The sequence below is a fragment of the Photorhabdus tasmaniensis genome (assembly GCF_011189505.1).
GTDB lineage: Bacteria > Pseudomonadota > Gammaproteobacteria > Enterobacterales > Enterobacteriaceae > Photorhabdus > Photorhabdus tasmaniensis.
The window spans coordinates 135855-160052 of the sequence record NZ_PUJU01000002.1 but is presented as its reverse complement, the minus strand read 5'-3'; the positions used below and the strand labels follow the sequence as shown (position 1 = coordinate 160052).

At 43.6% G+C, this 24198-nt stretch carries 23 protein-coding genes and 1 other annotated feature (1 of these 24 cut by a window edge); of the genes, 17 read left to right on the top strand and 6 right to left on the bottom strand.

Annotation, left to right across the window (positions count from 1 at the left end; all coding sequences use genetic code 11):
- Nucleotides 1–24 (top strand) — a sequence feature (His leader region) (it extends 101 nt beyond the left edge of the window).
- A gap of 26 nt (nt 25–50) precedes the next feature.
- Genes hisG through hisIE form a run of 8 tightly spaced genes read left to right on the top strand, consistent with a single transcriptional unit; the run spans nt 51 to nt 7150 of the window.
- The gene (gene hisG, locus C5471_RS01415) at nt 51–950 is read left to right on the top strand and encodes an ATP phosphoribosyltransferase (protein WP_133815026.1); all 900 of its coding nucleotides are present in this window, start codon (nt 51–53) and stop codon (nt 948–950) included.
- Between the two features lie 5 nt (nt 951–955).
- Nucleotides 956–2272 carry a histidinol dehydrogenase gene (hisD, locus tag C5471_RS01410; RefSeq protein WP_133815027.1) on the top strand — a complete coding sequence of 439 codons (1317 nt, stop codon included), beginning with the start codon at nt 956–958 and terminating at the stop codon, nt 2270–2272.
- 2 nt (nt 2273–2274) lie between these two features.
- The gene (gene hisC / locus C5471_RS01405) at nt 2275–3378 is read left to right on the top strand and encodes a histidinol-phosphate transaminase (protein WP_133815028.1); all 1104 of its coding nucleotides are present in this window, start codon (nt 2275–2277) and stop codon (nt 3376–3378) included.
- On the top strand, nt 3378–4445 hold the full coding sequence (gene hisB, locus C5471_RS01400) for a bifunctional histidinol-phosphatase/imidazoleglycerol-phosphate dehydratase HisB (RefSeq protein ID WP_133815029.1): 1068 nt from the start codon (nt 3378–3380) through the stop codon (nt 4443–4445). The genes hisC and hisB overlap by 1 nt, the downstream gene beginning before the upstream one ends.
- Nucleotides 4445–5050: an imidazole glycerol phosphate synthase subunit HisH gene (gene hisH, locus C5471_RS01395; RefSeq protein WP_133815376.1), complete on the top strand. Its 606-nt coding sequence runs from the start codon at nt 4445–4447 to the stop codon at nt 5048–5050. The genes hisB and hisH overlap by 1 nt, the downstream gene beginning before the upstream one ends.
- A gap of 5 nt (nt 5051–5055) precedes the next feature.
- The gene (gene hisA, locus C5471_RS01390) at nt 5056–5793 is read left to right on the top strand and encodes a 1-(5-phosphoribosyl)-5-[(5-phosphoribosylamino)methylideneamino]imidazole-4-carboxamide isomerase (RefSeq protein ID WP_133815030.1); all 738 of its coding nucleotides are present in this window, start codon (nt 5056–5058) and stop codon (nt 5791–5793) included.
- Nucleotides 5775–6551, top strand: a complete 777-nt coding sequence (hisF, locus tag C5471_RS01385; protein WP_133815031.1) for an imidazole glycerol phosphate synthase subunit HisF — start codon at nt 5775–5777, stop codon at nt 6549–6551. Before hisA ends, hisF begins: the two co-directional genes overlap by 19 nt.
- Nucleotides 6545–7150, top strand: coding sequence for a bifunctional phosphoribosyl-AMP cyclohydrolase/phosphoribosyl-ATP diphosphatase HisIE (hisIE, locus tag C5471_RS01380; RefSeq protein ID WP_133815032.1), 606 nt, complete (start codon nt 6545–6547; stop codon nt 7148–7150). The genes hisF and hisIE overlap by 7 nt, the downstream gene beginning before the upstream one ends.
- Nucleotides 7151–7258: 108 nt before the next feature.
- Here hisIE and yiaY read toward each other — a convergent pair whose 3' ends face one another.
- Nucleotides 7259–8410, bottom strand: coding sequence for an L-threonine dehydrogenase (gene yiaY, locus C5471_RS01375; protein ID WP_133815033.1), 1152 nt, complete (start codon nt 8408–8410; stop codon nt 7259–7261).
- Nucleotides 8411–8669: 259 nt separating this feature from the next.
- On the opposite strand from yiaY, the gene C5471_RS01370 reads away from it, so the two are divergent.
- The 3 genes from C5471_RS01370 to C5471_RS01360 all read left to right on the top strand — a co-directional run bounded on the left by C5471_RS01370 (nt 8670) and on the right by C5471_RS01360 (nt 11164).
- The gene (locus C5471_RS01370) at nt 8670–9161 is read left to right on the top strand and encodes a YbaK/prolyl-tRNA synthetase associated domain-containing protein (RefSeq protein ID WP_242688534.1); all 492 of its coding nucleotides are present in this window, start codon (nt 8670–8672) and stop codon (nt 9159–9161) included.
- A gap of 592 nt (nt 9162–9753) precedes the next feature.
- Nucleotides 9754–10374 (top strand): beta/gamma crystallin domain-containing protein, encoded by a 621-nt coding sequence (locus tag C5471_RS01365; RefSeq protein ID WP_133815034.1) that lies wholly within the window; start codon nt 9754–9756, stop codon nt 10372–10374.
- Between the two features lie 523 nt (nt 10375–10897).
- Nucleotides 10898–11164 (top strand): hypothetical protein, encoded by a 267-nt coding sequence (locus tag C5471_RS01360; RefSeq protein ID WP_133815035.1) that lies wholly within the window; start codon nt 10898–10900, stop codon nt 11162–11164.
- 169 nt (nt 11165–11333) lie between these two features.
- On the opposite strand, the gene gndA is transcribed toward C5471_RS01360, so the two are convergent.
- Nucleotides 11334–12740 (bottom strand): NADP-dependent phosphogluconate dehydrogenase, encoded by a 1407-nt coding sequence (gndA, locus tag C5471_RS01355; protein ID WP_133815036.1) that lies wholly within the window; start codon nt 12738–12740, stop codon nt 11334–11336.
- A 247-nt stretch (nt 12741–12987) separates the two neighbouring features.
- Between gndA and C5471_RS01350 the strand changes: the two genes are divergently transcribed.
- Nucleotides 12988–14559 (top strand): TerC family protein, encoded by a 1572-nt coding sequence (locus C5471_RS01350; RefSeq protein ID WP_133815037.1) that lies wholly within the window; start codon nt 12988–12990, stop codon nt 14557–14559.
- Nucleotides 14560–14755: 196 nt separating this feature from the next.
- On the opposite strand, the gene asmA is transcribed toward C5471_RS01350, so the two are convergent.
- The 4 genes from asmA to apbC all read right to left on the bottom strand — a co-directional run bounded on the left by asmA (nt 14756) and on the right by apbC (nt 19287).
- Nucleotides 14756–16591: an outer membrane assembly protein AsmA gene (gene asmA / locus C5471_RS01345; RefSeq protein WP_133815038.1), complete on the bottom strand. Its 1836-nt coding sequence runs from the start codon at nt 16589–16591 to the stop codon at nt 14756–14758.
- Nucleotides 16592–16645: 54 nt separating this feature from the next.
- On the bottom strand, nt 16646–17227 hold the full coding sequence (gene dcd, locus C5471_RS01340; protein ID WP_133815039.1) for a dCTP deaminase: 582 nt from the start codon (nt 17225–17227) through the stop codon (nt 16646–16648).
- 60 nt (nt 17228–17287) lie between these two features.
- The gene (gene udk, locus C5471_RS01335) at nt 17288–17929 is read right to left on the bottom strand and encodes a uridine kinase (protein WP_133815040.1); all 642 of its coding nucleotides are present in this window, start codon (nt 17927–17929) and stop codon (nt 17288–17290) included.
- A 245-nt stretch (nt 17930–18174) separates the two neighbouring features.
- Nucleotides 18175–19287 (bottom strand): iron-sulfur cluster carrier protein ApbC, encoded by a 1113-nt coding sequence (gene apbC, locus C5471_RS01330; RefSeq protein WP_133815041.1) that lies wholly within the window; start codon nt 19285–19287, stop codon nt 18175–18177.
- 222 nt (nt 19288–19509) lie between these two features.
- On the opposite strand from apbC, the gene metG reads away from it, so the two are divergent.
- The 5 genes from metG (at nt 19510) to C5471_RS01305 (ending at nt 24136) form a co-directional block, all read left to right on the top strand.
- Complete coding sequence (metG, locus tag C5471_RS01325; RefSeq protein WP_133815042.1) at nt 19510–21537, top strand: methionine--tRNA ligase; 2028 nt, start codon at nt 19510–19512, stop codon at nt 21535–21537.
- A 131-nt stretch (nt 21538–21668) separates the two neighbouring features.
- The gene (locus C5471_RS01320) at nt 21669–22097 is read left to right on the top strand and encodes a CidA/LrgA family protein (protein ID WP_133815043.1); all 429 of its coding nucleotides are present in this window, start codon (nt 21669–21671) and stop codon (nt 22095–22097) included.
- Between the two features lie 2 nt (nt 22098–22099).
- Nucleotides 22100–22795, top strand: coding sequence for a CidB/LrgB family autolysis modulator (locus tag C5471_RS01315; RefSeq protein ID WP_133815044.1), 696 nt, complete (start codon nt 22100–22102; stop codon nt 22793–22795).
- Between the two features lie 140 nt (nt 22796–22935).
- On the top strand, nt 22936–23820 hold the full coding sequence (gene cdd / locus C5471_RS01310; protein ID WP_133815045.1) for a cytidine deaminase: 885 nt from the start codon (nt 22936–22938) through the stop codon (nt 23818–23820).
- 106 nt (nt 23821–23926) lie between these two features.
- On the top strand, nt 23927–24136 hold the full coding sequence (locus C5471_RS01305; RefSeq protein ID WP_166295555.1) for a HigA family addiction module antitoxin: 210 nt from the start codon (nt 23927–23929) through the stop codon (nt 24134–24136).
- Nucleotides 24137–24198 lie beyond the last annotated feature (62 nt).

Here is a 24198-nt window from a genome sequence, read left to right as displayed (position 1 = left end):
GAATTCTTCCGGGGGTTTTTTTATGTCTCCAATTTTAAATAGGGATAAAAATGTTAGATAAATCACGTTTACGTATAGCGATGCAAAAATCAGGTCGATTAAGCGAAGATTCACGCGAGTTACTGGCTCGCTGCGGGATTAAAATCAATCTGCAACAACAACGCCTGATTGCATTCGCGGAGAATATGCCAATTGATATCCTGCGGGTACGTGATGACGATATCCCAGGGCTGGTTATGGATGGCGTCGTTGATCTGGGCATGATTGGTGAAAATGTACTGGAAGAAGAGTTGCTAAATCGTCGTGCTCAGGGAGAAGATCCTCGTTATTTCACTTTACGCCGTCTTGATTTCGGCACTTGTCGTCTTTCACTGGCAACACCCCTGGATTACAACTATACCGGCGTTGAATGTCTGCAAGATGCCCGTATCGCAACCTCTTATCCTCACCTGCTAAAACGCTATCTTGATCAGAAAAAAATCCACTTTAAATCCTGTCTGCTGAATGGCTCAGTAGAAGTTGCTCCCCGGGCCGGTTTGGCAGATGCCATCTGTGATCTGGTTTCAACCGGTGCAACTCTGGAAGCAAACGGCCTGCGGGAAGTAGACGTTATCTACCGTTCAAAAGCCTGTCTAATCCAACGTGATGGCGAAATGCCCGCCGAAAAACAGCAATTGATTGACAAGTTAATGACCCGCATTCAGGGGGTAATTCAGGCCCGTGAATCCAAGTACATCATGTTGCACGCACCAAGTGAAAGACTCGAAGAAGTGATTTCTCTGCTACCGGGTGCAGAACGTCCAACTATCTTGCCGCTGGCAGGCGATCAGAGCCGCGTTGCCATGCACATGGTGAGCAGTGAGACTTTGTTTTGGGAAACAATGGAGAAACTTAAATCCCTTGGTGCCAGTTCCATTTTAGTTTTGCCGATTGAAAAAATGATGGAGTAAACAAGATGACTACCCGTTTCGAAACCTTGATTCGTTGGCAGGAATGTAATGCTGAACAGCAAAGCAATTTGCTGACACGCCCTGCTGTTGCGGCTTCAGAAGAAATTTCCCGCACAGTGGAACACATTCTGAATGCAGTCAAAGCGGATGGTGATAACACTCTGCGGGAACTCAGCCAACGTTTCGATAAAACCACTATTAAAAATATCCGTATCTCGCCGGAAGAGATAGAAGTCGCAGAGAACCGCCTGAATAATGAAATTAAACAGGCGATGCAGCAAGCAATGAATAATATCCGCGTTTTCCACGAAGCGCAGAAACCCGTGGAGATTAAAGTGGAAACTCAGCCGGGAGTCCATTGCCGACAAATAACACGGCCCATTGATTCTGTCGGGTTGTATATCCCCGGAGGTTCCGCACCATTACCTTCTACCGTTTTAATGCTCGGAACGCCTGCCAAAATAGCAGGTTGCCGTAAAGTAGTTCTCTGTTCTCCGCCACCGATTGCCGATGAAATTCTCTATGCCGCCAAACTGTGCGGAATTACAGAAATATTCCAGATTGGCGGAGCGCAGGCCATTGCCGCTATGGCATTCGGAACAGAATCCATACCCAAAATAGATAAGGTTTTTGGTCCTGGTAACGCTTATGTCACTGAGGCTAAAAGACAAATTAGTCAGCGAATGGATGGTGCCGCTATTGATATGCCTGCCGGACCATCGGAAGTGCTTATTATTGCTGATGAGGGGGCAAATCCTGTATTTGCTGCTGCCGATTTACTCTCACAAGCAGAACATGGCCCGGATTCACAAGTCATATTGGTCACTCCTAATGAGAATCTAGCCAAAAAAGTGATAGCGGAAATCGAAAAACAGCTTATCCAGCTTTCCCGCAAACAGATTGCCGCCAAAGCACTGGAACACAGCCGCATTATTGTGACAAAAAACCTGCAACAGTGTATGGAAATCAGTAACCGCTACGGCCCTGAGCACCTGATTATTCAAACTTGTCAACCAGAACAGCTGGTTGACAAAATCACCAATGCCGGCTCGGTTTTCCTTGGCGACTGGTCGCCGGAATCTGCGGGAGATTACGCCTCAGGAACCAATCACGTCTTACCAACCTATGGCTACACCTCAACTTATTCCAGCCTTGGTCTGGCTGATTTCCTAAAACGGATGACGATTCAGCAACTCACTCCGCAAGGGCTACTGAACTTATCCCAAACTATTGAAACACTGGCGCAGGCAGAACAACTGACTGCTCACAAAAACGCCGTCACTTTACGCGTGGCTGCACTAAATATTGCAGATAGGAAGTGAACATGAATAACGTTTTTGATGCCAATCTATTGGCACGCGAAAATATCCGCAACTTAATACCTTATATGTCCGCCCGTCGCCTCGGTGGCAATGGCGATGTTTGGTTGAATGCCAATGAATACCCACTGGCACCTGATTTCCAATTCACCGGGCAAACACTGAACCGTTATCCTGACTGCCAGCCTGCATCAGTTATCCGCCGTTATGCTACCTATGCCGGTTTACAACCTGAGCAGGTGCTGGCCTGCCGTGGTGCAGATGAATCCATTGAGCTACTGATCCGTGTCTTTTGTGAACCCGGACAAGATGCTGTGCTGTTCTGCCCTCCGACTTATGGTATGTACAGTGTCAGCGCGGAAGCTTTTGGTGTCGAACAAAAGAAAATTGCCGCACTAGAAAATTGGCAACTGGATATCGAAGCGATCGCAAATAACCTCGACCGGGTAAAGCTTATCTATATCTGTAGCCCTAATAACCCAACAGGGAACGCGATTAACCCTGATTCACTGCGTAAAGTTCTCGAACTGGCCGCAAATCGCGCAATTGTCACTATTGATGAAGCCTATATCGAGTTCTGTCCGGAAAATAGTATCGCAAGCTGGCTAAAAAACTATCCGAATTTAGTCATTTTGCGAACCCTCTCGAAAGCTTTTGCTTTAGCGGGCTTACGCTGTGGATTTACTCTCGCCTCTGTGGATATCATCACTCTGTTATTAAAAGTCATTGCGCCTTATCCGCTTTCCACGCCTGTTGCGAATATTGCAGCACAAGCACTGACAGCAGAAGGTATTGCCGTTATGCAAAAACGGGTCGTAGAAATCAGGGAGAACCGCGACTACTTGCAGCAAGCTCTGAATAAATTGGCCATCGTTGAAAAAGTATTTCCCAGTGAAACCAACTACATACTGGTGAAATTCTATGACACCGAGACCATTTTCAGGACATTATGGCATCAGGGCATTATCCTGCGCGACCAGCGCAAACAGCCCGGATTGGATGGTTGCCTGCGGATCACCATAGGCACCCGTAAAGAGTGTGAGCAGGTGGTTGCAGCCATCAGCACCCTTTCCACTAAAAATGAACAACAAAAGGAAACCGCACGCTGATGAACCAGAAACTCCTTTTTATTGACCGGGATGGCACACTGATCACTGAACCATTAACAGATTTTCAAGTTGATCGCCTGGACAAACTGGCATTGGAAGCTGATGTTATTCCTGCTCTGCTTGCCCTGCAAAAATCAGGTTTCAAGCTGATTATGATCACTAATCAGGATGGTCTTGGTACCAATAGCTTTCCATTGGAACAGTTTGAACCACCACACAACCTGATGATGCAGATTTTTAGTTCTCAAGGGATCCACTTTGACGAAGTGTTAATTTGCCCGCACAAACCAGAAGATAACTGCAATTGCCGTAAGCCCAAAATAAAATTGGTAGAAAAATATCTGACGGAAGGCTTGATGGATACGACTAACAGCTATGTTATTGGTGACCGGGAAACAGATCTGCAACTGGCTGAAAATATAGGGATTCAGGGGTTACGTTACCATCCGAAAAATCTTGGCTGGCGAACCATAAGTGAGCAACTAACCCGTAAAGATCGCCATGCTCACGTTCAGCGAGTGACAAAAGAGACTTCCATCAATATTGACGTTTGGCTCGATCATGAAGGTAACAGTATGATCAATACCGGTGTCGGATTCTTCGACCATATGCTGGATCAGATTGCTACCCACGGTGGTTTCCGTATGCATGTCCAGGTTAACGGCGATCTCTGTATTGATGATCACCACACTGTTGAGGATACCGGTCTGGCTCTCGGCGAAGCGTTAAAGCTGGCTCTGGGAGATAAACGGGGCATCTGCCGCTTCGGTTTTGTGTTGCCAATGGATGAATGTCTTGCCCGCTGTGCTCTGGACATCTCCGGTCGCCCTCATTTTGAATATAAAGCGGAATTCAAATACCAGCAGGTGGGTGATCTGAGTACCGAAATGGTTGAGCATTTCTTCCGTTCACTCTCTTATGCAATGGCCTGCACACTGCACCTGGAAACGAAAGGCAGCAATGATCACCACAGAGCGGAAAGCTTGTTCAAAGTCTTTGGCCGGACACTGCGTCAGGCAATTCGGATAGAAGGCGATACACTGCCGAGTTCCAAGGGGGTCCTATGATGAAAGTCGTCATTCTTGATACTGGCTGCGCTAACTTGTCATCAGTAGTTTATGCCATCCAAAAATTAGGCTATAAGCCTGAAATCAGTCTGGACGCAGCAACGATCCTGGCCGCAGATAAATTACTTCTGCCCGGCGTCGGCACAGCGGGTGCAGCAATAGATCAACTGAAACAACGGGAACTTATCCCGTTAATTAAACTACTGAGCCAACCGGTGTTAGGTATTTGCCTTGGTATGCAGTTATTCGCTGCCACCAGCGAAGAAGGCAATCATGTCATAGGTGATAATGTCACCCTGCTTGAGCTTTTTGACTCACCGGTCAAAAAAATGGCTACCAATGGGCTTCCGTTGCCTCATATGGGCTGGAACCAAGTTCTGCCACAAGCCGGGCATCCTCTATTCCATGGTATTGAAGACAATAGCTATTTCTATTTCGTTCATAGTTACGCGATCCCGGTGAATACCTACACAATCGCTCAGACTGAATATGGCAATAGTTTCAGCAGTGCAATTGCTAAAGATAACTTCTTTGGTGTGCAGTTTCACCCTGAACGTTCTGGTGCCACCGGAGCCAGGCTATTAAAGAATTTTCTGGAGATGTAAACGCAATGATTATACCGGCATTAGATTTGATTGATGGTCAGATCGTAAGGTTACATCAGGGAAATTATGATCAACAGCGGGATTATCAATATGATCCTCTGTCCCATTTTCAGCAATATGCTCAACAGGGAGCAAAACTACTCCATCTGGTCGATCTGACTGGCGCTAAAGATCCATCAGCCCGCCAAACGCCTTTACTGCGAAAGTTACTTTCGGCTGTTTCCGTGCCTGTTCAGGTCGGTGGCGGCATCCGTACAGAAGAAGATGTAAAAACATTGCTTAATGCCGGTGCCAACCGGGTTGTCATTGGCTCCACCGCCATAAAACAACCGGCATTAGTTATGCAATGGTTTGAACGTTATGGTGCAGAAAACATTGTGCTGGCACTGGATATACGCATCAATGACGCAGGTATGAAACAGGTTGCTATCAATGGCTGGCAGGAAAATTCATCTGTCACGCTAGAACAGGTTGTTGAACAATATCTGCCTTTGGGACTGAAATATGTCCTGTGTACCGACATCTCCCGCGATGGCACGCTAAATGGCTCGAACATCGAACTCTATCGAGAAATTTGCCAATGCTATCCGCAAATTGCATTTCAGGCCTCAGGGGGTATTGGCACGTTAAATGATATCGCCTCTCTGCCTGCCAGCGGTGTCGCCGGAGTGATTATTGGTCGTGCATTACTCGATGGGAAATTTACACTAACGGAGGCAATTCAATGCTGGCAAAACGCATAATTCCTTGTCTTGATGTTCGTGATGGGCAAGTAGTTAAAGGTGTTCAGTTTCGTAACCACGAGATCATCGGTGATATTGTTCCACTGGCTCAACGCTATGCAAAAGAAGGTGCCGACGAGCTGGTTTTCTACGATATTACCGCTTCATCTGATGGACGAGTGGTAGACAAAAGTTGGGTAGCCAGAGTGGCAAAAGTGATTGATATCCCTTTCTGTGTCGCCGGTGGCATTAAAACCGTCGAAGATGCGGGGAAAATCCTCTCGTTTGGGGCAGATAAAATCTCTATCAACTCCCCTGCACTTGCTGACCCCACTTTAATTACCCGTTTGGCGGATCGTTATGGCATTCAATGCATCGTCGCAGGAATTGATAGCTGGTTTAATGAAAGCACAGGCTGCTATCAGGTTTATCAGTTTACCGGGGATGAAAAACAGACCACAGCGACTCAATGGCAAACCCTCGATTGGGTAAAAGAAGTACAACGCCGTGGTGCCGGCGAAATCGTACTGAATATGATGAACCAGGATGGTGTCTGCAATGGCTACGATCTGACGCAACTAAAACAGATACGCGACGTCTGCCATGTCCCTCTCATTGCCTCCGGTGGTGCGGGGGCACCAGAACACTTCCTCGACGCTTTTAAACAGGCAAATGTCGATGGTGCGCTCGCCGCATCAGTATTTCATAAACATATTATTAATATTGGTGAATTGAAACAGTACCTTGCACAACAAAACGTGGAGATAAGAACTTGCTGACCGAACAACAAATCGAAGAATTGGATTGGGAAAAAGTCACTTACATGATGCCGGTTATCGTACAACATGCGGTATCTGGTGATGTCCTCATGATGGGTTATATGAATAAAGAAGCCCTTAATACCACTATCAACTCGGGTAAAATCACTTTCTTTTCCCGTAGCAAACAGCGTCTGTGGACCAAAGGTGAAAACTCCGGCCATTTTCTTAATTTGGTCAATATCTACCCTGACTGTGACAATGATGCCCTGTTAGCACTCGCTGATCCGATCGGCCCTACCTGTCATTTTGGTACAAACAGCTGCTTTGCTCCGGCACAAACTGAATGGGGATTTCTCTATCAGCTTGAAAAATTACTGGCTGGCCGTAAAACCGCAGACCCTGACCACTCATACACCGCAAAGTTATATGCCAGCGGTACTAAACGAATCGCCCAGAAAGTGGGTGAAGAAGGTGTAGAAACCGCTTTGGCCGCGGCGGTTAATAACAGAGAAGAGCTAACGAATGAAGCCGCAGACCTGATGTACCACCTGATGGTTCTTCTCCAAGACCAAAATCTGGATCTCAGTTGTGTCATTCGCCGATTACGGGAAAGGTGAAGCAGTTGGCGGTTGATACGTAAAGCTGATACCGCCATTGATTTAAAAGATCTCTACAATGGCGATAAGCTGACCGTTTCCCGCCTAGGTCTCTATGGATAAACCCGATCACATAGCTGCTTTGAAGATTGCAACGATTTCCTCATGGGTAGCCTGAACGGGATTAGTCAAACAACAGATATCTTCCAAGGCATTTGTTGCCATCATTGGCAGATCTTCTGGTTTGACATTCAGTTCAGCCAAACCAGCCGGAATGCCAATATCTTTTGACAACTGACGAATTTCAGCAATACATGCCGCCGCCCCTTGCTGATCATTCATCGTTCTTACATCTACCCCCATAGCAGCCGCAATGTCTTTCAAACGACCAGCAGACACTTTGGCGTTGAACTCTTGAACGTGCGGCAATAAAACAGCATTACATACACCATGGGGTAAATCATAGGAACCACCCAACTGGTGAGACATGGCATGAACATATCCAAGCAATGCACTATTAAATGCCATACCTGCCAAAAATTGTGCATAAGCCATGTTCTCACGGGCTTCTATGTTATTCCCATCTTCTACTGCGTGACGCAGAGATTGGCTAATCATCGTAATCGCTTTCAACGCACAAGCATCCGTTATTGGATTAGCCCCAAGAGAGACATAGGATTCAACCGCATGAGCCATTGCATCCATTCCGGTCGCTGCGGTTAAACTTTTCGGCATTCCCACCATCAATTCCGGATCATTCACGGACAAAACAGGTGTGATATTTTTATCCGCAATAACCATCTTTACCTGGTGCTCCACATCCGTGATAACACAGAAACGCGTCATTTCTGATGCGGTACCCGCAGTAGTATTGATAGAAATTAATGGCAAATGTGGCTTAGATGAACGATCAGTGCCTACGTAATCCCGAATATCTCCACCGTTAGCTGCCACTAACATGATAGCTTTTGCGCAATCATGTGGAGAACCACCACCTAAAGAAATAATGCAATCGCTGTTATGCTGACGCAGAATATCCAAACCTTCAGAAACGTTAACCGTCGTCGGATTCGGATGTGTACCATCGTAGACCACACTCTCAATACCCACATCTGCCAGCAAAGATTGAACTTTTGCTACTATTCCAATTTCATTTAAAACATGGTCAGTCACAATAAATGCTTGCTTATAACCATAATCTTTCATCGAATTTACCGCTTCAACCAGACAGCCCACCCCTATCATATTTACCAATGGCATAAAAAAATTCGTTGTCATCATTAGCAACTCCTTAATATTAAAATAGTTTTAATATGAAAACATAAACAATTCTCTTGCAACAAATATAAATAATAACTCTATTTAAGTCGTATAACTTAAAAAATATAAATATATACCTCGATAGAATCAGATGATATCCATTCAAATGCCAGCTTTATAACCTTTCTGGTTGGTAATATGTCTTAATATAAATATAATAAATCCAATAATTGAAAAAGATCATATATCAATTCATTACACTATTGCTTAGGAGCTTATTTTGTCCTCTAACGAAATATTTAACCGTCTGACTGTGTTACTGGATGATCATCATGCCCATTATCGGGTGATGAAACATCCAACCGCAGGGCGCTCTGAAGACGTTGCAAAAATCCGTGGTACACAACTTGGGCAAGGAGCTAAAGGATTAGTTTGTCACGTCAAAGGGAAAGGATTCCGTCAATATGTACTTGCTGTACTGCCTGCGGATCAACAAGCTGATCTCTTGTTACTGGCAAAACAGCTCGGTGGCACTCGTGCATCCTTGGCAAGTCCTAAAGAAGTTTCCGAACTAACCCAATGTGTGTTCGGGGCTATTCCTCCTTTCAGTTTCCATCCAGATCTAAAACTGGTTGCAGACCCTTTATTGTTTGAACGTTTTGATGAACTGGCCTTTAATGCCGGCAGCCTTGAATACTCTGTCATTCTCAACACCAAAGATTATCACCGAATTGCACAACCTGAACTGGTGAATTTTCGGCGGACCGAATAAATACAATTACGGAAAATTAAAGTGATAATAGGCCAATTGAAGTTGAAGAAATGTCATGAGTAAATTTCATTGCTAACTTAAGGTAAGCAAATAATTCTCAATTCAATGACGAAAAATTAATTAAATAGCCTATGGCAATAGGCTATTTAAGATAATACTTTACGCTTTTTTCATTTAAAGCAGTAACTATCCCCCCCCGAAAATTCATATCATTAGATAATGATTATCATTACTTTTAAAGTATATAAACATTTAACGGGAAGATATAATTATCAAATACCATGAATATCTAATTATTCACTATTTAGTCATATATAAAAAGTTATCAATTACATTAGGGAATAATTCCCTGTCCAAATAAAGATATTTCTTGATAGGAATTTTCAATTATTTTAATTTCAGAACCTTTATTTCAACCTTTAACCACAAAATGACATGTCAATTATATTAACGTTATATTGACAACAATTTAATACATCTGTTCATTATATTTTATTAAATACAAAAACCCCACACTCATTGTATTCTAAATTTGCTTTAAAAAAGAAAGATTACATTTTCCCAAAATAAGTTTTTCAAGGAGTAAAGAAATATGACTGATAAATTAGTTACAGGTGCAACTTTTTTCGATAGAAAGTACTATCGAGGAGAAGCGCATCATTATCCAGAAAACGATAGCATTATTCCACTGCCTTACGATCTCAACGATAGATTTCGTTCAGTGCAAATTGGAACGCTATCAAAAGTTTATGCGTGGCGTCATTATAGTAATTGGGAACCAGGCCAACGTTATCGTGAATGGGAATATGATCATCCAGATATTGATAGAGAAATTAAAGGATTATCTAAATTTAAAGTCGCACCAAAAGATACATGCCTGGTTGCATTAAGAATCATTGATGACACCAATTCAGGTATAAGATTCTCCATGTTCACAAACACAGTTTGCGTAGGCCCAGTTGAGACGACGACTGATGATGATTATGCGCTCGTTGGCATACTCCCATATAATATAGAGTTAGTCACTGCTATTGCAATAAGGAATACCCAGACTGGAGTATATATTAATAACGGCTCATTCTATTTTCATCGTGATGAAAATGGTGTTGTTACTATTGATGAGAAAGCTAATTTCCCTAAAAATCTGAGAATAGTCAACGCAGGTAATAACCGTTTTGATATTCATATCATCAGTACCGATTTTTCGTTCTAATTCGGGCATGATGTAATAATAATTAATCTTTGTTTTCAGACAGGCTACGTTCTGAAAATTTAAGTACCACCGTTGCGGCATATCATCAACCGCAACGGTGTATTCCATGGTCATCAAAGACTTTGATACCATAAATTATTTTTTATTTATCAATATGTAATAAATAACTTGTAGTAAATAATGATAAAAAACAGGTCGTAATCTCTTCTGCCAAAACAGTAAATTTTTCAATAATCGATAATCGATAATTCATTTTTATCTATTCCTCTTTTCAGAAAAATACTTATCTAACGATTATCTTATGAATTATCAAAAAACCCAACCATTCCATTATTATATATCTATTTATAGATATTTACGTAATATTATTAATGAAAAACATCCATATTAAATGAGAATACTAAAATTACGGTAAAAACCTTACTGTAAATATCAAGCTTTCATATTTATAACAATATATTGCATTTATTATGTAAATCTACCATCTATATATTACTCACATCAACTTTGAAGAGTAGAAAAAATGAAAAAAGAATTAATCACAGGTGTAACGTTTTTCAAAGAAAAAACTATCAAGGTAATATACATAAGAGATGTCAATATCAGAGAATATATTGATAACGGATCACTCTATTTTTCTTATGATGCACATGGCATTGCAATCATTGATAAAGGTCTCAATTTCCCTGAGAATCTGAGACTGGTTCATGCAGGAAATAGCCGTTCTGATTTTCACATTATTAGTACTGCATTAGTACTGCCGCCATTTCGTCATTCGGGATTAATGTGACAATCATCACTCTCAGATAAATCATATTCTGAAAATTAATTTAAGCCACACCGTTGCAGCACACGATAAAAAAACCGCAACGGCGCATCCAGAATTATCGAGGAAGCTAAAACTACATCATACCTAATACAAACGCTTCACTCTTCTGGTCAATCGGTAATAACAGGATCTACTCCATCCATTCAGTATGGAAAACACCCTCTTTATCAGTACGTTTATAAGTATGAGCCCCGAAGTAGTCACGTTGTGCCTGAATCAGGTTTGCTGGCAATACGGCTGAACGGTAGCTATCGTAGTAAGAAATAGCGGCGGAAAAAGTCGGAGTCGGGATACCATTCTGCACACCATAAGAGACGACATCACGCAACGCCTGCTGATATTCATCAGCAATTTTCTTAAAGTAAGGTGCCAGCAACAGGTTAGCAATATCTGCATTTTCGTTATATGCATCAGTGATTTTTTGCAGGAATTGCGCGCGAATGATGCAACCGGCGCGAAAAATTCCAGCAATCTCACCGTAATTCAGCTTCCATTGGTACTCATCAGATGCCGCTTTCAATTGCTGAAAGCCCTGAGCATATGAAACGATTTTACCCAAATAGAGTGCACGACGCACTTTCTCAACAAATTCAGCTTTATCACCTTTGAACAACTGTGCTTGCGGCCCACTCAAAACTTTAGCGGCGGCAACTCGCTGATCTTTCAGAGAAGAGATATAACGTGCAAATACAGATTCAGTGATCAGCGTCAATGGAATACCCAAATCCAGAGAGCTCTGGCTGGTCCACTTACCAGTCCCTTTATTTGCTGCTTCGTCCACAATCACATCAACCAGATATTGGCCTGCTTCATCTTTCTTGCGGAAAATATCAGCCGTGATTTCAATCAAATAGCTGCTCAGTTCACCATTATTCCAATCAGTGAAAATCTCATATAACTCTTCGTTGCTCAGATTCAGGGCATTTTTCAGTAAAGAATAAGCTTCTGCAATGAGCTGCATATCACCGTATTCAATCCCATTGTGGACCATCTTCACATAATGACCGGCACCATCCGGGCCAATATATGCCACGCAAGGCTCACCTTCCGCTTTAGCCGCGATCTCTTGCAAAATTGGCGCAACCAGTTCATACGCCTCTTTCTGACCACCAGGCATGATCGATGGCCCCTTCAATGCTCCCTCTTCACCACCGGAAACGCCTGTACCGATAAAATTAAAGCCCTGAGCAGAAAGCTCCCGGTTACGGCGGATAGTATCCTGAAAATAGGTATTACCACCATCAATCAAAATGTCACCTTTATCCAGATGCGGAGTCAGTGAAGCGATAGTTTTATCGGTTGCTTCGCCAGCCTTAACCATAAGCAGAATACGGCGCGGTTTTTCCAGTGAATCAACAAATTCTTCAATAGTGTAACTTGGAACTAATTTTTTCCCTGGGTTTTCGGCAATCACTTCGTCAGTTTTATCACTTGAACGATTAAATATAGATACGGAATAACCACGGCTTTCAATATTCAGTGCCAGGTTACGCCCCATCACCGCCATACCGACAACACCAATCTGCTGCTTGGACATGAATAACTCCTGTCTGATGATAATACTTGCACATTAATTATCATTAGTATGCAATTTGTTAATGTGATCACATGTTAACTCAGGATTAGGCTCAGTGGATAGTTATTGGTGCTATCAATCCCGCCATAACTTATTTTTTGAAAAAAACTTCCTCAGATGAAAAATCAACTATTGAAATTTGATGAGTCAATGCCCATTATTCATTATTCGGCATAAGCCGTCATATTAAGAAGGTAAAACAAACTGTATGGAATGGATCGCAGATCCGACGATATGGGCTGGACTGGTTACTCTTATCGTTCTAGAAATCGTCCTCGGAATCGACAACCTGGTCTTTATTGCCATTCTGGCAGATAAACTTCCTGAAAAACTAAGAGACAAAGCGCGTATCACAGGGTTGACCTGTGCACTACTGATGCGTGTCGTGTTGCTTTTTAGTCTCTCCTGGCTGATAACGCTAACGAATCCATTAATTACGCTTTGGCAACATCCATTCAGTGCCCGTGACTTGATTATGCTGGTGGGTGGCCTTTTCTTGCTATTCAAAGCGACTATGGAGCTAAACGAACGACTGGAAGGCAAAGATGTACACTCAGGGCAACAACGCAAAACGTCTAAATTTTGGACGGTTGTCGCGCAGATCATTGTCCTTGATGCCGTCTTCTCTCTGGACTCAGTGATTACTGCTGTCGGTATGGTTGATAATATCGGTATCATGATCGCAGCGGTAACCATCGCAATGTTCCTGATGATACTGGCAAGTAAGCCGTTAACAACCTTCGTCAATGCTCATCCCACCATCGTTATTCTCTGTCTGAGCTTCTTGCTGATGATCGGTTTCAGTCTGGTTGCCGAAGGTTTTGGTTATCACATACCAAAAGGCTATTTGTACGCCGCTATCGGTTTCTCAATTATGATTGAATCCCTGAACCAGTTTGCTCAGTTTAACCGCCGCAGATTTCTTACTGCTTCCCGCTCACTGCGTGAAAGAACAGCAGAAGCCGTTTTGCGTATCCTCAGCGGGAAACATGAAAAGGCAGAATTAGATAACCATACATCCAATCTGATTTCTGATAATCAGGAAGTGTTTGATCCACAAGAACGCCAGATGATTGCCAGAGTTCTGGGTATGGCGCAACGTAACGTCAACAGTATCATGACCTCACGCCACGACGTGGAATACCTTGATATCAATGCGCCGGCAGAAAATCTGACACAAGTCCTGAGTAAAAACCCTCACACACGGATTGTCGTGACAGATGAAAATGTCAGTGACGAACCATTAGGTGTTGTCCATGTCATTGATTTACTGAATCAACAACTCAATCAACAGCCTTTTGATTTGCATTCGTTGATAAAACAACCGCTGATTTTCCCTGAGCAACTTTCCCTGCTGCAAGCGTTGGAGCAGTTTCGCCAGGCACAGACTCACTTCGCGTTTGTCGTCGATGAATTTGGCTCTGTAGAAGGTGTCGTTACACTGACCGATGTCATGGAAACTATCGCGGGTAATCTGCCGGTAGATGGCGAAGAAACGGATGCCCGTCATGATATTCAAACGACTGAAAATGGCTGCTGGATTGCCAATGGTTATATGCCGCTGGATGATTTGATCCTTTATGTTCCTTTGCAACTGGATGAAAAGCGTGAATATCAAACCTTAGCAGGCTTATTGATGGAGCATTCACAACATATTCCACAACAAGGTGAGCAATTGCAGATTGATAATTATCTGTTTGAGCCATTGGAAGTCACTAGTCACCGAATTAATAAGGTAAAAATTACACCATTGGTTTCAGAGGAAGAAGATAAAGAATAACCCGGTGCTATTTCACCAGCATCACCAAGTTCTTATTTTCCTCCGGGAATAAAAGAAAAGCCCGGTCAGTTCTGATGAACTGTACCGGGCGTTGAGTCCCCTGACGGCATTCATTATAACTTCGCAGTTTACCCCAGCAAACTTCAATGGTTCAACAAAGCGCTCCGAATGCACCAGGGCGTCCTATTGTTCTTTATTACTTATTGCTGTTACGTTCAACCCAATCATTGATAGCCTGCTTTGCTTTGTCCTCCAGCTCATTACGCAGCAATTGCTCAATATCAAGGTTGTATTTCAGATTGCTCCAATTACCATAAACCCGCAGCGGCACTTTCAGTTTGCGCAAACGGCGCACCCATTCATCATCTGCATTCCACCCTTGTGTTACCTGCACTTTTAAGGAGACATCAACATCTTGTTTAAGCAGGTTGGCCTCACCCTGACCGTCAATATTTAGCAGCTCGGATTCAGCACGAAGCTGACTGATTTTTACATCACCCCGATTAAGTACTGCTTTAATATCAAGCCTTTTGGCACGGGTAAAGTTATCCATATCATCAGGGATATTCACTTTATTCGTTGCACGGGCAACGGATTGCTGGATCAATTGGGAGATATTCAATCCATGCATTTTGGCATTAACTAAACTGAAATCAAGATCACCATGCCATATATGCGAAATAGCATAACCATCATATCCTTTACCCGAAAAATCGCCATTCAGATTGAATTTACCACTAAATGTCTGTGGTAAAGAAAAGGCTTTGAGTACCGGTTCCAGTTCTATATCTTGCAGTAAAGGCTTGGTATGTAATTTAAGTTGATTACCTGTTGCATCCAGAGTGGTTGGAATGGAGAAATGGCCACCAAATAATTTCCCACTCAGAACAGAAATTTTGGCAATACCCTCATTACTCGTGGCTTTAAATATCAGGTCATCGATCTCCATTCCCCGATAAATAAATTTGTTCGCATTAACCGTCACATCGGCATCAAAATCATTCAGAAATGCAGCACCATAATCAGGCTGTGCCGGACTAGAAACTGCAATCACCGGTTTAGCTGAACTATTTTCTATGCGGTAATGGCGTTTAACTTTTGAATTATCTTCAGGAAGCAAATCCCATCCCACCAGATTATCCAAATTCAATTTTTGGGAAGATAAATTTATCTGATAATCAGGGTGAGAACCCAATATTGCCTTTATACTGCCATGCAACTCACTCTCATTAGCAGTGAAATTCAGGGCCTGTAGAGAGATTGTTTGTGGTTCATCTGTCGTTTTTTCCTGATAAACCGCATTCACTTTTCCCGAACCACTAATCCCCCCCGTGGGTATACCTACCCCTTGAAGCTGATAATCGAAAGAACCAATATTACCGGCCACACGATATGGATAACCAGAAATGTCTACATTTGCATTAAGATTAAAAGCCAGTTCTTGCTGATTCTTACTGACCTTACTGCTCAACTCCACACTGATATAGTTTTGATCACCCCGTTTCATTAGCAGATTAATATCGCGGACATTCAACTGAGCGTGATCATCGCTTTGCCAGATAAGCAAACTGTCAGCGACTTTAATTCTGGCAATATCAAGTTTCCAGCGTTCCCCTTTAGCGACAGGATTTGCTGTATTCCCTTTCGGTGCAACAGGGGCATTTTCATTTTTCTGCGGTTTGCTTTCCGGGGTTAATCGTAACACCGCCCCTTTTAACATCACCTCTTTAACTGCAAGATGATGGGAAAGAAGTGACCACAACTCCACATCCAGGCGCATATTTTCTGCCGTCACTGCTGGCTGCGCCGCTCCCGGTGCAGTCAATGATATACGCCCGGTAATAATGCTAAGTTTTGGCCAGACATGCCAGCGCATACTGTCTTGCAGAACAAGCTGATAGCCACTCTTCTTTTGCACCTGTTTAACCATATAAGCACGAAAGTCATTCGGGTTCACTAACATGACTAATGCCGCCAAACCGGTAATAATCACGACCAGCAAAATAACCAGTGTCGTCAGTAATCTTTTCATGACTTCCTCAGCTTTATTAAAGCGGTAAATGCGACTCAGTAACCGATAAAAACATTAATCTTCATCAATACGGCTACCCACCGCACCTTGCTGATTTTTATATTTTGCATCCTGACGACGATTATATGGACGATCAGCCGAGCCAGATAACGGTTCAAAACTCAAAGCGCCGATCACCATACCCGGACGCAGCGCCAGAGGCAATTTACCCGAATTATAGAATTCGAGAACAATCTGACCATGCCAGCCCGGATCGATGCGGTGCGCCGTCACGTGCACCATCAATCCAAGACGGGCAAGAGAAGAACGTCCATCAAGCCAGCCCACCAAATCATCAGGCAACGTGACGGATTCCAACGTGACAGCCAGTGCCAACTCTCCGGGGTGGAGGAAAAAAACCTCACCGTCAGGCAGGATAATTTCATCGCTCATCACGCGATCAAGGGCAGCGCCCACTTCATCTTTTGGGCCACTCAAATCAATATACGCGGCAGTATGACCACGGAAAACACGAAACTGATTTCCAAGGCGCACATCAGCCGTTGCTCCGTTAATTCGCTCAATCGGCGGACGTGGAGAAATGACCAGTTTACCTTCATCAAGCCATTTAATAATGTCACGGTCACAGAGTCGCATTATTTCCCTCTTAAACTCAAATACGATGATGCTTATCAATGCCTGACAAGCAACGTTTTATTATTCGCAGAACTGACCAATTTTGGCTTTCAGCACATCAATCGCTACGCGGTTTTTACCCCCGCGAGGCACAATAATATCTGCATATTGTTTTGATGGCTCAATAAATTGCAGAAACATTGGACGTACAGTTTTATGATATTGCTCAATCACAGAATCCAGAGAACGCCCTCGTTCATTAACATCCCGTTTAATACGCCGCATAAGGCAAATATCCAACGGTGTATCAATGAAAATAGAGAAGTCCATCTCCTGGCGCAAGCGCTTATCCGTCAATAGCAGAATACCTTCCAGAATAATAACTCTTTTCGGCGCAAAATGAATCGCTTCTGACTTGCGGGTATGCGCGACATAATCATACTGTGGTAATTCAATTGATTTACCGGCTTTCAAATCTTGCAGGTGAGAAAAGAGCAGACTGTGATCCATAGAGCTTGGGTGGTCATAATTGGTCTTATAACGCTCTTCCATTAATAGATCGCTTTGGTCTTTATAGTAACAATCTTCTGGGATAATACCGATGTTGTGATCACCAACCTGAGCGCGTAATTCACGGTAAAGTGTATTCGCAATGAGACTTTTACCTGAGGCAGATGCACCGGAGATTCCTACAATTGTGCACTGATGTGCTTCGTCAGCCATAATAGAGATTAACCTGATTCTAGAAAAAATGGGGAACAAAACACTTAAGAGTGCTGAGTCGGGCGAGATTATAGGGAGTTAATGGTATCTGTTCCAGTGTAAACAAGATTAAGTCTCATTTTTTTCGAAGCGTTTCGCATAAAAACCCTGCAACAGAGATGAATCTGAAAAGAATTCTTTCTTCTATACGCAAAAAACGGGTAATGAAAATATCATAACCCGTTGCTATTAATCGAATATGGGTATTAAACAGCGCGGAACGAAATCTCCGTCGGTATCTTCTCACCCTGCCAGTACATCTGTGCAGAAATATTCGCGGCAATTTCCCGGTAAATATCCGTGAATTCACTATCAGGATTGCTGATAACAGTAGGCTCTCCACGGTCAAGATCTTCACGTAACGAAATATGCAGAGGAATTTGTCCCAACAGTTGGCAATGATATTTAGCGGCCAGTTTTTCCGCCCCGCCGGTACCAAAAATAGGCTCCAGGTGACCACAGTTGCCGCAAATATGCGCACTCATGTTTTCAACGATCCCAAGTACAGGAACTTTCACTTTTTGGAACATGACAATGCCTTTCATCGCATCAATTAAGGCGATATCCTGCGGCGTTGTCACCACCAGCGCCCCCGTGACCGGGATGTTTTGTGACAACGTAAGCTGAATATCACCGGTTCCCGGTGGCATATCAATAACCAGATAATCAAGATCCGGCCATAATGTATCCTGTAGCATCTGCATCAATGCCTTACTGGCCATCGGGCCACGCCATACCATGGCATTGTCATCCGTCACCAGATAACCAATAGAGTTAGTGGCAAGACCATGAGTCATAATTGGTGCCATATGCTGCCCATCCGGGGAAGTTGGGCGTTCTTTGGTGGTTCCCAACATGCTCGGAACCGAAGGACCGTAGATATCCGCATCCAGAATACCGACTTTTGCCCCTTCCTGCGCCAACGCCAACGCCAGGTTTACTGCGGTGCTGGATTTACCCACGCCACCTTTACCTGAGCTGACAGCCAAAATATTACGAACACCATTAATTCCCGGCAAATCGTTAGCGCGGCGTAATGTGCTGATATCATGGTTCAGTTTCCACGCAACAGATTTTGCGCCAGTCACTGACTGCAACTTTTTCGTTGTCGCCTCTTTCAAGGCTTCAAAGCCACGCCGCCAGACAAACGGCATGATCAATTCAATGTGTAGAACATCATCAAGCATCGTACAGTGATGCAGTACTTTCAGAGCTGTCAGATCGCGTTCCAGTGTCAGATGGGTAAAGGTAGCAAGTATTGTTGTTACCTGAGATTTCAGCAGGTCAGGATTGGTCTGCTCAGGGGATTTTGCGTTCATCCCGGCTCCTTTGATTATCATGATTAACTATAAAAGCCATCTTTTCATCATAACAGAACCCAATGCGTTCAGATAAGATCCACGACAAAAACCCACTTCCAACTCACTGATTCAATTTTTATCCAATAAAACTCGCGAAGATCAAGAGTTACCCTAGCGACAATTTTTTTGATCAGGTAACATCAAACTCCCTTTTCATTTATTGGAAGTCAGATCCCTACTATGTCTCAAGTCGCAAAAAAATTATTGGTGACGTGTGCGTTGCCATATGCTAACGGTCCAATCCATCTCGGTCACATGCTGGAACATATCCAGGCAGATATTTGGGTCCGTTTTCAGCGAATGCGCGGCAAAGAGGTTCACTTTATCTGCGCCGATGACGCTCACGGAACACCAATCATGCTGAAAGCACAGCAAATGGGTATTGCTCCCGAAGAGATGATCGCCGCCGTGAACCTAGAGCATCATCAGGATTTTACTGGCTTTTCAATCAGCTATGATAACTATCACTCTACGCACAGCAGAGAGAACCAGGAATTATCAACTGAAATCTATCTGGAACTGAAAAAGAACGGCCATATTAAGAACCGCACTATTTCTCAGTTATACGATCCTGAGAAAGGGATGTTTCTGCCTGATCGCTTTGTAAAAGGCTCCTGCCCAAAATGTAAGGCAGAAGATCAGTATGGCGATAACTGTGAAGTTTGCGGTTCAACTTACAGCCCAACAGAACTGGCTAACCCACGTTCTGTTGTCTCCGGCGCAACGCCAGAAATGCGTGAATCCGAGCACTTTTTCTTCGATTTACCTGTATTCAGTGACATGTTACAAGCATGGACCCGTTCCGGCGCATTGCAGGAACAAGTTGCTAACAAGATGCAGGAATGGTTTGAATCCGGCTTACAGCAGTGGGATATCACCCGTGATGCACCTTATTTTGGTTTTGAAATTCCTGATGCACCCGGCAAATATTTCTATGTCTGGCTGGATGCACCTATTGGTTATATGGGTTCTTTCCAAAATCTGTGTGACAAACGCGGAAACCTGAGCTTTGATGAGTTCTGGGCAAAAGATTCCACCGCCGACCTTTATCACTTTATTGGTAAAGACATTGTCTATTTCCACAGCCTGTTCTGGCCTGCCATGCTGGAAGGCAGCGGTTACCGCAAGCCAACAAATCTGTTTGTTCACGGCTACGTCACCGTCAACGGCACGAAAATGTCCAAATCCCGTGGTACGTTTATCAAGGCCAGCACTTATCTGGATCATCTGGATGCAGACTGCCTGCGTTATTACTATGCGGCCAAACTCTCTTCCCGTATTGATGATATCGACCTGAATCTGGAAGATTTTGTTCAGCGTGTTAACAGCGATATCGTTAACAAAGTGGTGAATCTGGCCTCCCGTAACGCAGGTTTCATTAATAAACGCTTTAATGGCAAGCTGGCGGATAAACTCGCTGATCCGGCGCTTTACCAGAAGTTTATTGATAGCGCGAAAGTGATTGAAGAAGAGTTCAGCAACCGCGAATTCAGTAAAGCAATCCGTGAAATCATGGCATTGGCTGATTTGGCAAACCGTTATGTGGATGAGCAGGCTCCGTGGGTTGTGGCAAAAGAAGAAGGCCGTGATGCGGATCTTCAAGCTATCTGTTCAATGGGCATCAACCTGTTCCGCGTTCTGATGACTTTCCTGAAACCCGTTTTACCCAGTCTGGCAGAACGCGCAGAAGCTTTCCTGAATACCGAACTGACCTTGAATGGTATTGAACAACCGCTGCTGGATCATCAGGTTTCCACCTTTAAGGCCCTGTTTAACCGCATTGATATGGATAAAGTGGATGCGATGGTTACTGCGTCTAAAGAAAGCATCAGCGCACCACAAAAAGTCAGCGGTCCACTGGCAGAAGAGCCAATTCAGGGTACAATCACTTTTGATGATTTCGCCAAAGTTGATATGCGCGTCGCCCTTATCAAACAGGCTGATTTTGTAGAAGGCTCAGATAAACTGCTGAAACTGACGCTGGATCTTGGTGGTGAAACTCGCCAGGTATTTTCCGGTATCCGCTCCAGTTATCCTGATCCGAAAGCACTGGAAGGCCGTTTAACCATAATGGTTGCCAACCTGGCTCCACGTAAAATGCGCTTCGGTATTTCTGAAGGAATGGTGATGGCAGCTGGGCCTGGCGGAAAAGATATCTTCCTGCTCAGTCCTGACAGTGGCGCACTACCGGGTATGCTGGTGAAATAACAATCAATTTATTGCAAATATATCTTATTAGCGGGGATCAGCAATGGTCCCCGCTTTTTTGAATGTGATCTATGGCACATTCCCAGGGTTAATTGTATGATGAATTCCTCACTGGAATTAGGAATTTTGTTATGTCGTTTCGTGAAGTACTGATTATAGGTTGGCAGTACCTGCGAGCATTTGTACTGATTTATCTGTGTTTGTTGGCAGGCAATGCCATCTCTGCCCTGTTACCCATCGTTGTTCCCGGCAGTATTATCGGTATGTTGATATTGTTCGTCTTATTGGCTTTCCAATTGATCCCTGCCCACTGGGCAAAACCCGGTTGCAGTCTGTTATTGAGAAATATGACCCTGCTGTTTCTGCCTATCGGTGTAGGCGTGATGAACTATTACGATCAACTCAGCCAACAGATACTACCGATTGTCCTTTCATGCCTGATCAGCACCGCAGTTGTTATGATTATTGTTGCTTACAGTTCCCATTATGTTCTCCGCGAACGTCCAATTATCGGTTCCGCATCAGAAGTTAAGACTGAACAAGAAAAACAAGAGAAATAAATATGTTAAGTCACATTTGGTGGTCACTGCCATTAACATTGACTGTATTCTACGCCGCAAGAAAACTCTCACTAAGATTCAAAATTCCTATTTTGAATCCCTTATTGGTTTCTATTGCTGTACTTATTCCAATATTGTTAATAACCAATACCCCTTATGAACACTATTTCGCCGGCAGCCGAATTCTTAATGATCTGCTCCAGCCCGCCGTGGTTGCGCTGGCATTTCCTTTATATGAACAGTTGCACCAAATCCGCGCCCAATGGAAATCCATTATCAGTATCTGTTTTATCGGCAGTATTGTCGCTATGGTTACAGGTACTGCTATTGCATTGTGGATGGGCGCAACACCTGAAATGGCCGCCTCGATACTGCCTAAATCAGTCACTACACCAATAGCAATGGCAGTAGCAGATGCTATCGGCGGTATTCCGGCAATCAGTGCCGCTTGCGTCATTTTTGTCGGCATTCTTGGGGCAATTTTTGGTCATAACCTGTTCGATATTTTGCAAGTGAAAACTAAAGCATCCCGTGGCTTGGCAATGGGAACGGCATCACATGCTTTGGGCACCGCCCGTTGTGCAGAAGTCAATTTTGTTGAAGGCGCATACAGTTCGTTAGCACTGATGACCTGCGGTATCATTACTTCATTGACCGCCCCTTTTATATTTCCAGTGCTGTTATATCTATTTGGTTAGTTACCAGTTGAAAAATTTGATATAAATCCTTCAATTACCGGATTTAATTACATAGTTTTCATTATTTATGTGACATTAATCACATTATAAATCTGATCAGAGCGCCTAGAATGACCTTAAGTTAATTTGGAGATCATTCTATGCAAGCTCGCTTTCGCTCTATCTGGGCACAGTTGCCATCTAAACTACAGGATGCGCTTTCTCCCTATGCAGGAAACGACGACTTTCCTGCCATGTTCACGGCTGAACAAGCTGAATCTGTCAAGAAAACCTGCGGCTTTGACGATAACACATTGGCTATCGCCCTACTGCCACTCGCAGCGGCATACTCCTTAGCCCCGATATCACATTTTAATGTCGGCGCAATTGCCCGTGGCGAAAGCGGAAATCTCTACTTCGGCACCAATATGGAATTTACCAATGTGCCATTACAGCAAACTATTCATGCTGAACAATGTGCTATTACTCACGCCTGGTTACGCGGTGAGAAAAAACTAACCTCTATCACGGTTAATTACTCTCCATGCGGTCACTGTCGCCAGTTTATGAATGAACTTAATAGTGGCACACAATTAGAGATCCACTTGCCAAAACAAGAATCTTTGACATTAGGTGACTATTTGCCATATTCCTTTGGTCCAAACGATCTGGGTATCACTACCCTGTTGATGGATCCGGTTAATCATGGTTATCAAATAGAAACCACTGATGAACTGGTACTAACCGCACTGGATGCGGCAAACCGAAGCCATGCCCCATACAGCAATTCATACAGTGGTATAGCACTGCTGGGAAAAGATGGAAAAATCTATCCTGGGCGTTATGCAGAAAATGCCGCTTTTAACCCAAGCTTACCCCCATTACAAGCAGCTCTGATCCTGATGAATATTTCTGGTGGTGATTGTCTGTCCATCGAAACAGCAGTATTAATTGAGGGAAAAAACAGCCATTTGTCCCAACACAGTGCAACGCAATCCACACTTGCTGCACTAGGATGCGGTAAATTTGATTACCACACGTTCTGAATTCAGTGAAAAATGCGTTTTTCCAGTGGCGGCTCATTTTTCTCTGGCTTGATAGTGCCGCATATGATGTTTATCTAGGTCCGCGCAAATATTAATGGGGGACACAATGGATACTCTTGCGGCAGAACCGACTACCGTTGGCGAGATGCTTAACGAAGAATTTTTAAAGCCGATGAATATTACTCAGCAGCAATTGGCTGACGCTATGAGCGTATCACGTAAAGTTATCGGCCAAATTGTCAATAATTCTCGTCGCTTAAGTGTCGAAGAAATGACCCTAATGGAGGATTTTCTCCTACAAAATTGGGTAACGTAACATTTTATTTATTAGCTAAATCTGGATGTTATCTCTCATTTTTACTCATAATACCTCTAATT

Bases quoted from the DNA above. Each gene is read 5' to 3' on its own strand.
- C5471_RS01315 (WP_133815044.1), top strand. From the start codon at position 22,100: ATGTTAAGTCACATTTGGTGGTCACTGCCATTAACATTGACTGTATTC.
- hisA (WP_133815030.1), top strand. From the start codon at position 5,056: ATGATTATACCGGCATTAGATTTGATTGATGGTCAGATCGTAAGGTTA.
- asmA (WP_133815038.1), bottom strand. From the start codon at position 16,591: ATGAAAAGATTACTGACGACACTGGTTATTTTGCTGGTCGTGATTATT.
- C5471_RS01320 (WP_133815043.1), top strand. From the start codon at position 21,669: ATGTCGTTTCGTGAAGTACTGATTATAGGTTGGCAGTACCTGCGAGCA.
- metG (WP_133815042.1), top strand. From the start codon at position 19,510: ATGTCTCAAGTCGCAAAAAAATTATTGGTGACGTGTGCGTTGCCATAT.
- udk (WP_133815040.1), bottom strand. From the start codon at position 17,929: ATGGCTGACGAAGCACATCAGTGCACAATTGTAGGAATCTCCGGTGCA.
- cdd (WP_133815045.1), top strand. From the start codon at position 22,936: ATGCAAGCTCGCTTTCGCTCTATCTGGGCACAGTTGCCATCTAAACTA.
- hisF (WP_133815031.1), top strand. From the start codon at position 5,775: ATGCTGGCAAAACGCATAATTCCTTGTCTTGATGTTCGTGATGGGCAA.
- hisC (WP_133815028.1), top strand. From the start codon at position 2,275: ATGAATAACGTTTTTGATGCCAATCTATTGGCACGCGAAAATATCCGC.
- hisG (WP_133815026.1), top strand. From the start codon at position 51: ATGTTAGATAAATCACGTTTACGTATAGCGATGCAAAAATCAGGTCGA.
- C5471_RS01365 (WP_133815034.1), top strand. From the start codon at position 9,754: ATGACTGATAAATTAGTTACAGGTGCAACTTTTTTCGATAGAAAGTAC.
- hisD (WP_133815027.1), top strand. From the start codon at position 956: ATGACTACCCGTTTCGAAACCTTGATTCGTTGGCAGGAATGTAATGCT.
- C5471_RS01350 (WP_133815037.1), top strand. From the start codon at position 12,988: ATGGAATGGATCGCAGATCCGACGATATGGGCTGGACTGGTTACTCTT.
- C5471_RS01360 (WP_133815035.1), top strand. From the start codon at position 10,898: ATGAAAAAAGAATTAATCACAGGTGTAACGTTTTTCAAAGAAAAAACT.
- hisH (WP_133815376.1), top strand. From the start codon at position 4,445: ATGAAAGTCGTCATTCTTGATACTGGCTGCGCTAACTTGTCATCAGTA.
- yiaY (WP_133815033.1), bottom strand. From the start codon at position 8,410: ATGATGACAACGAATTTTTTTATGCCATTGGTAAATATGATAGGGGTG.
- hisB (WP_133815029.1), top strand. From the start codon at position 3,378: ATGAACCAGAAACTCCTTTTTATTGACCGGGATGGCACACTGATCACT.
- apbC (WP_133815041.1), bottom strand. From the start codon at position 19,287: ATGAACGCAAAATCCCCTGAGCAGACCAATCCTGACCTGCTGAAATCT.
- C5471_RS01305 (WP_166295555.1), top strand. From the start codon at position 23,927: ATGGATACTCTTGCGGCAGAACCGACTACCGTTGGCGAGATGCTTAAC.
- dcd (WP_133815039.1), bottom strand. From the start codon at position 17,227: ATGCGACTCTGTGACCGTGACATTATTAAATGGCTTGATGAAGGTAAA.
- gndA (WP_133815036.1), bottom strand. From the start codon at position 12,740: ATGTCCAAGCAGCAGATTGGTGTTGTCGGTATGGCGGTGATGGGGCGT.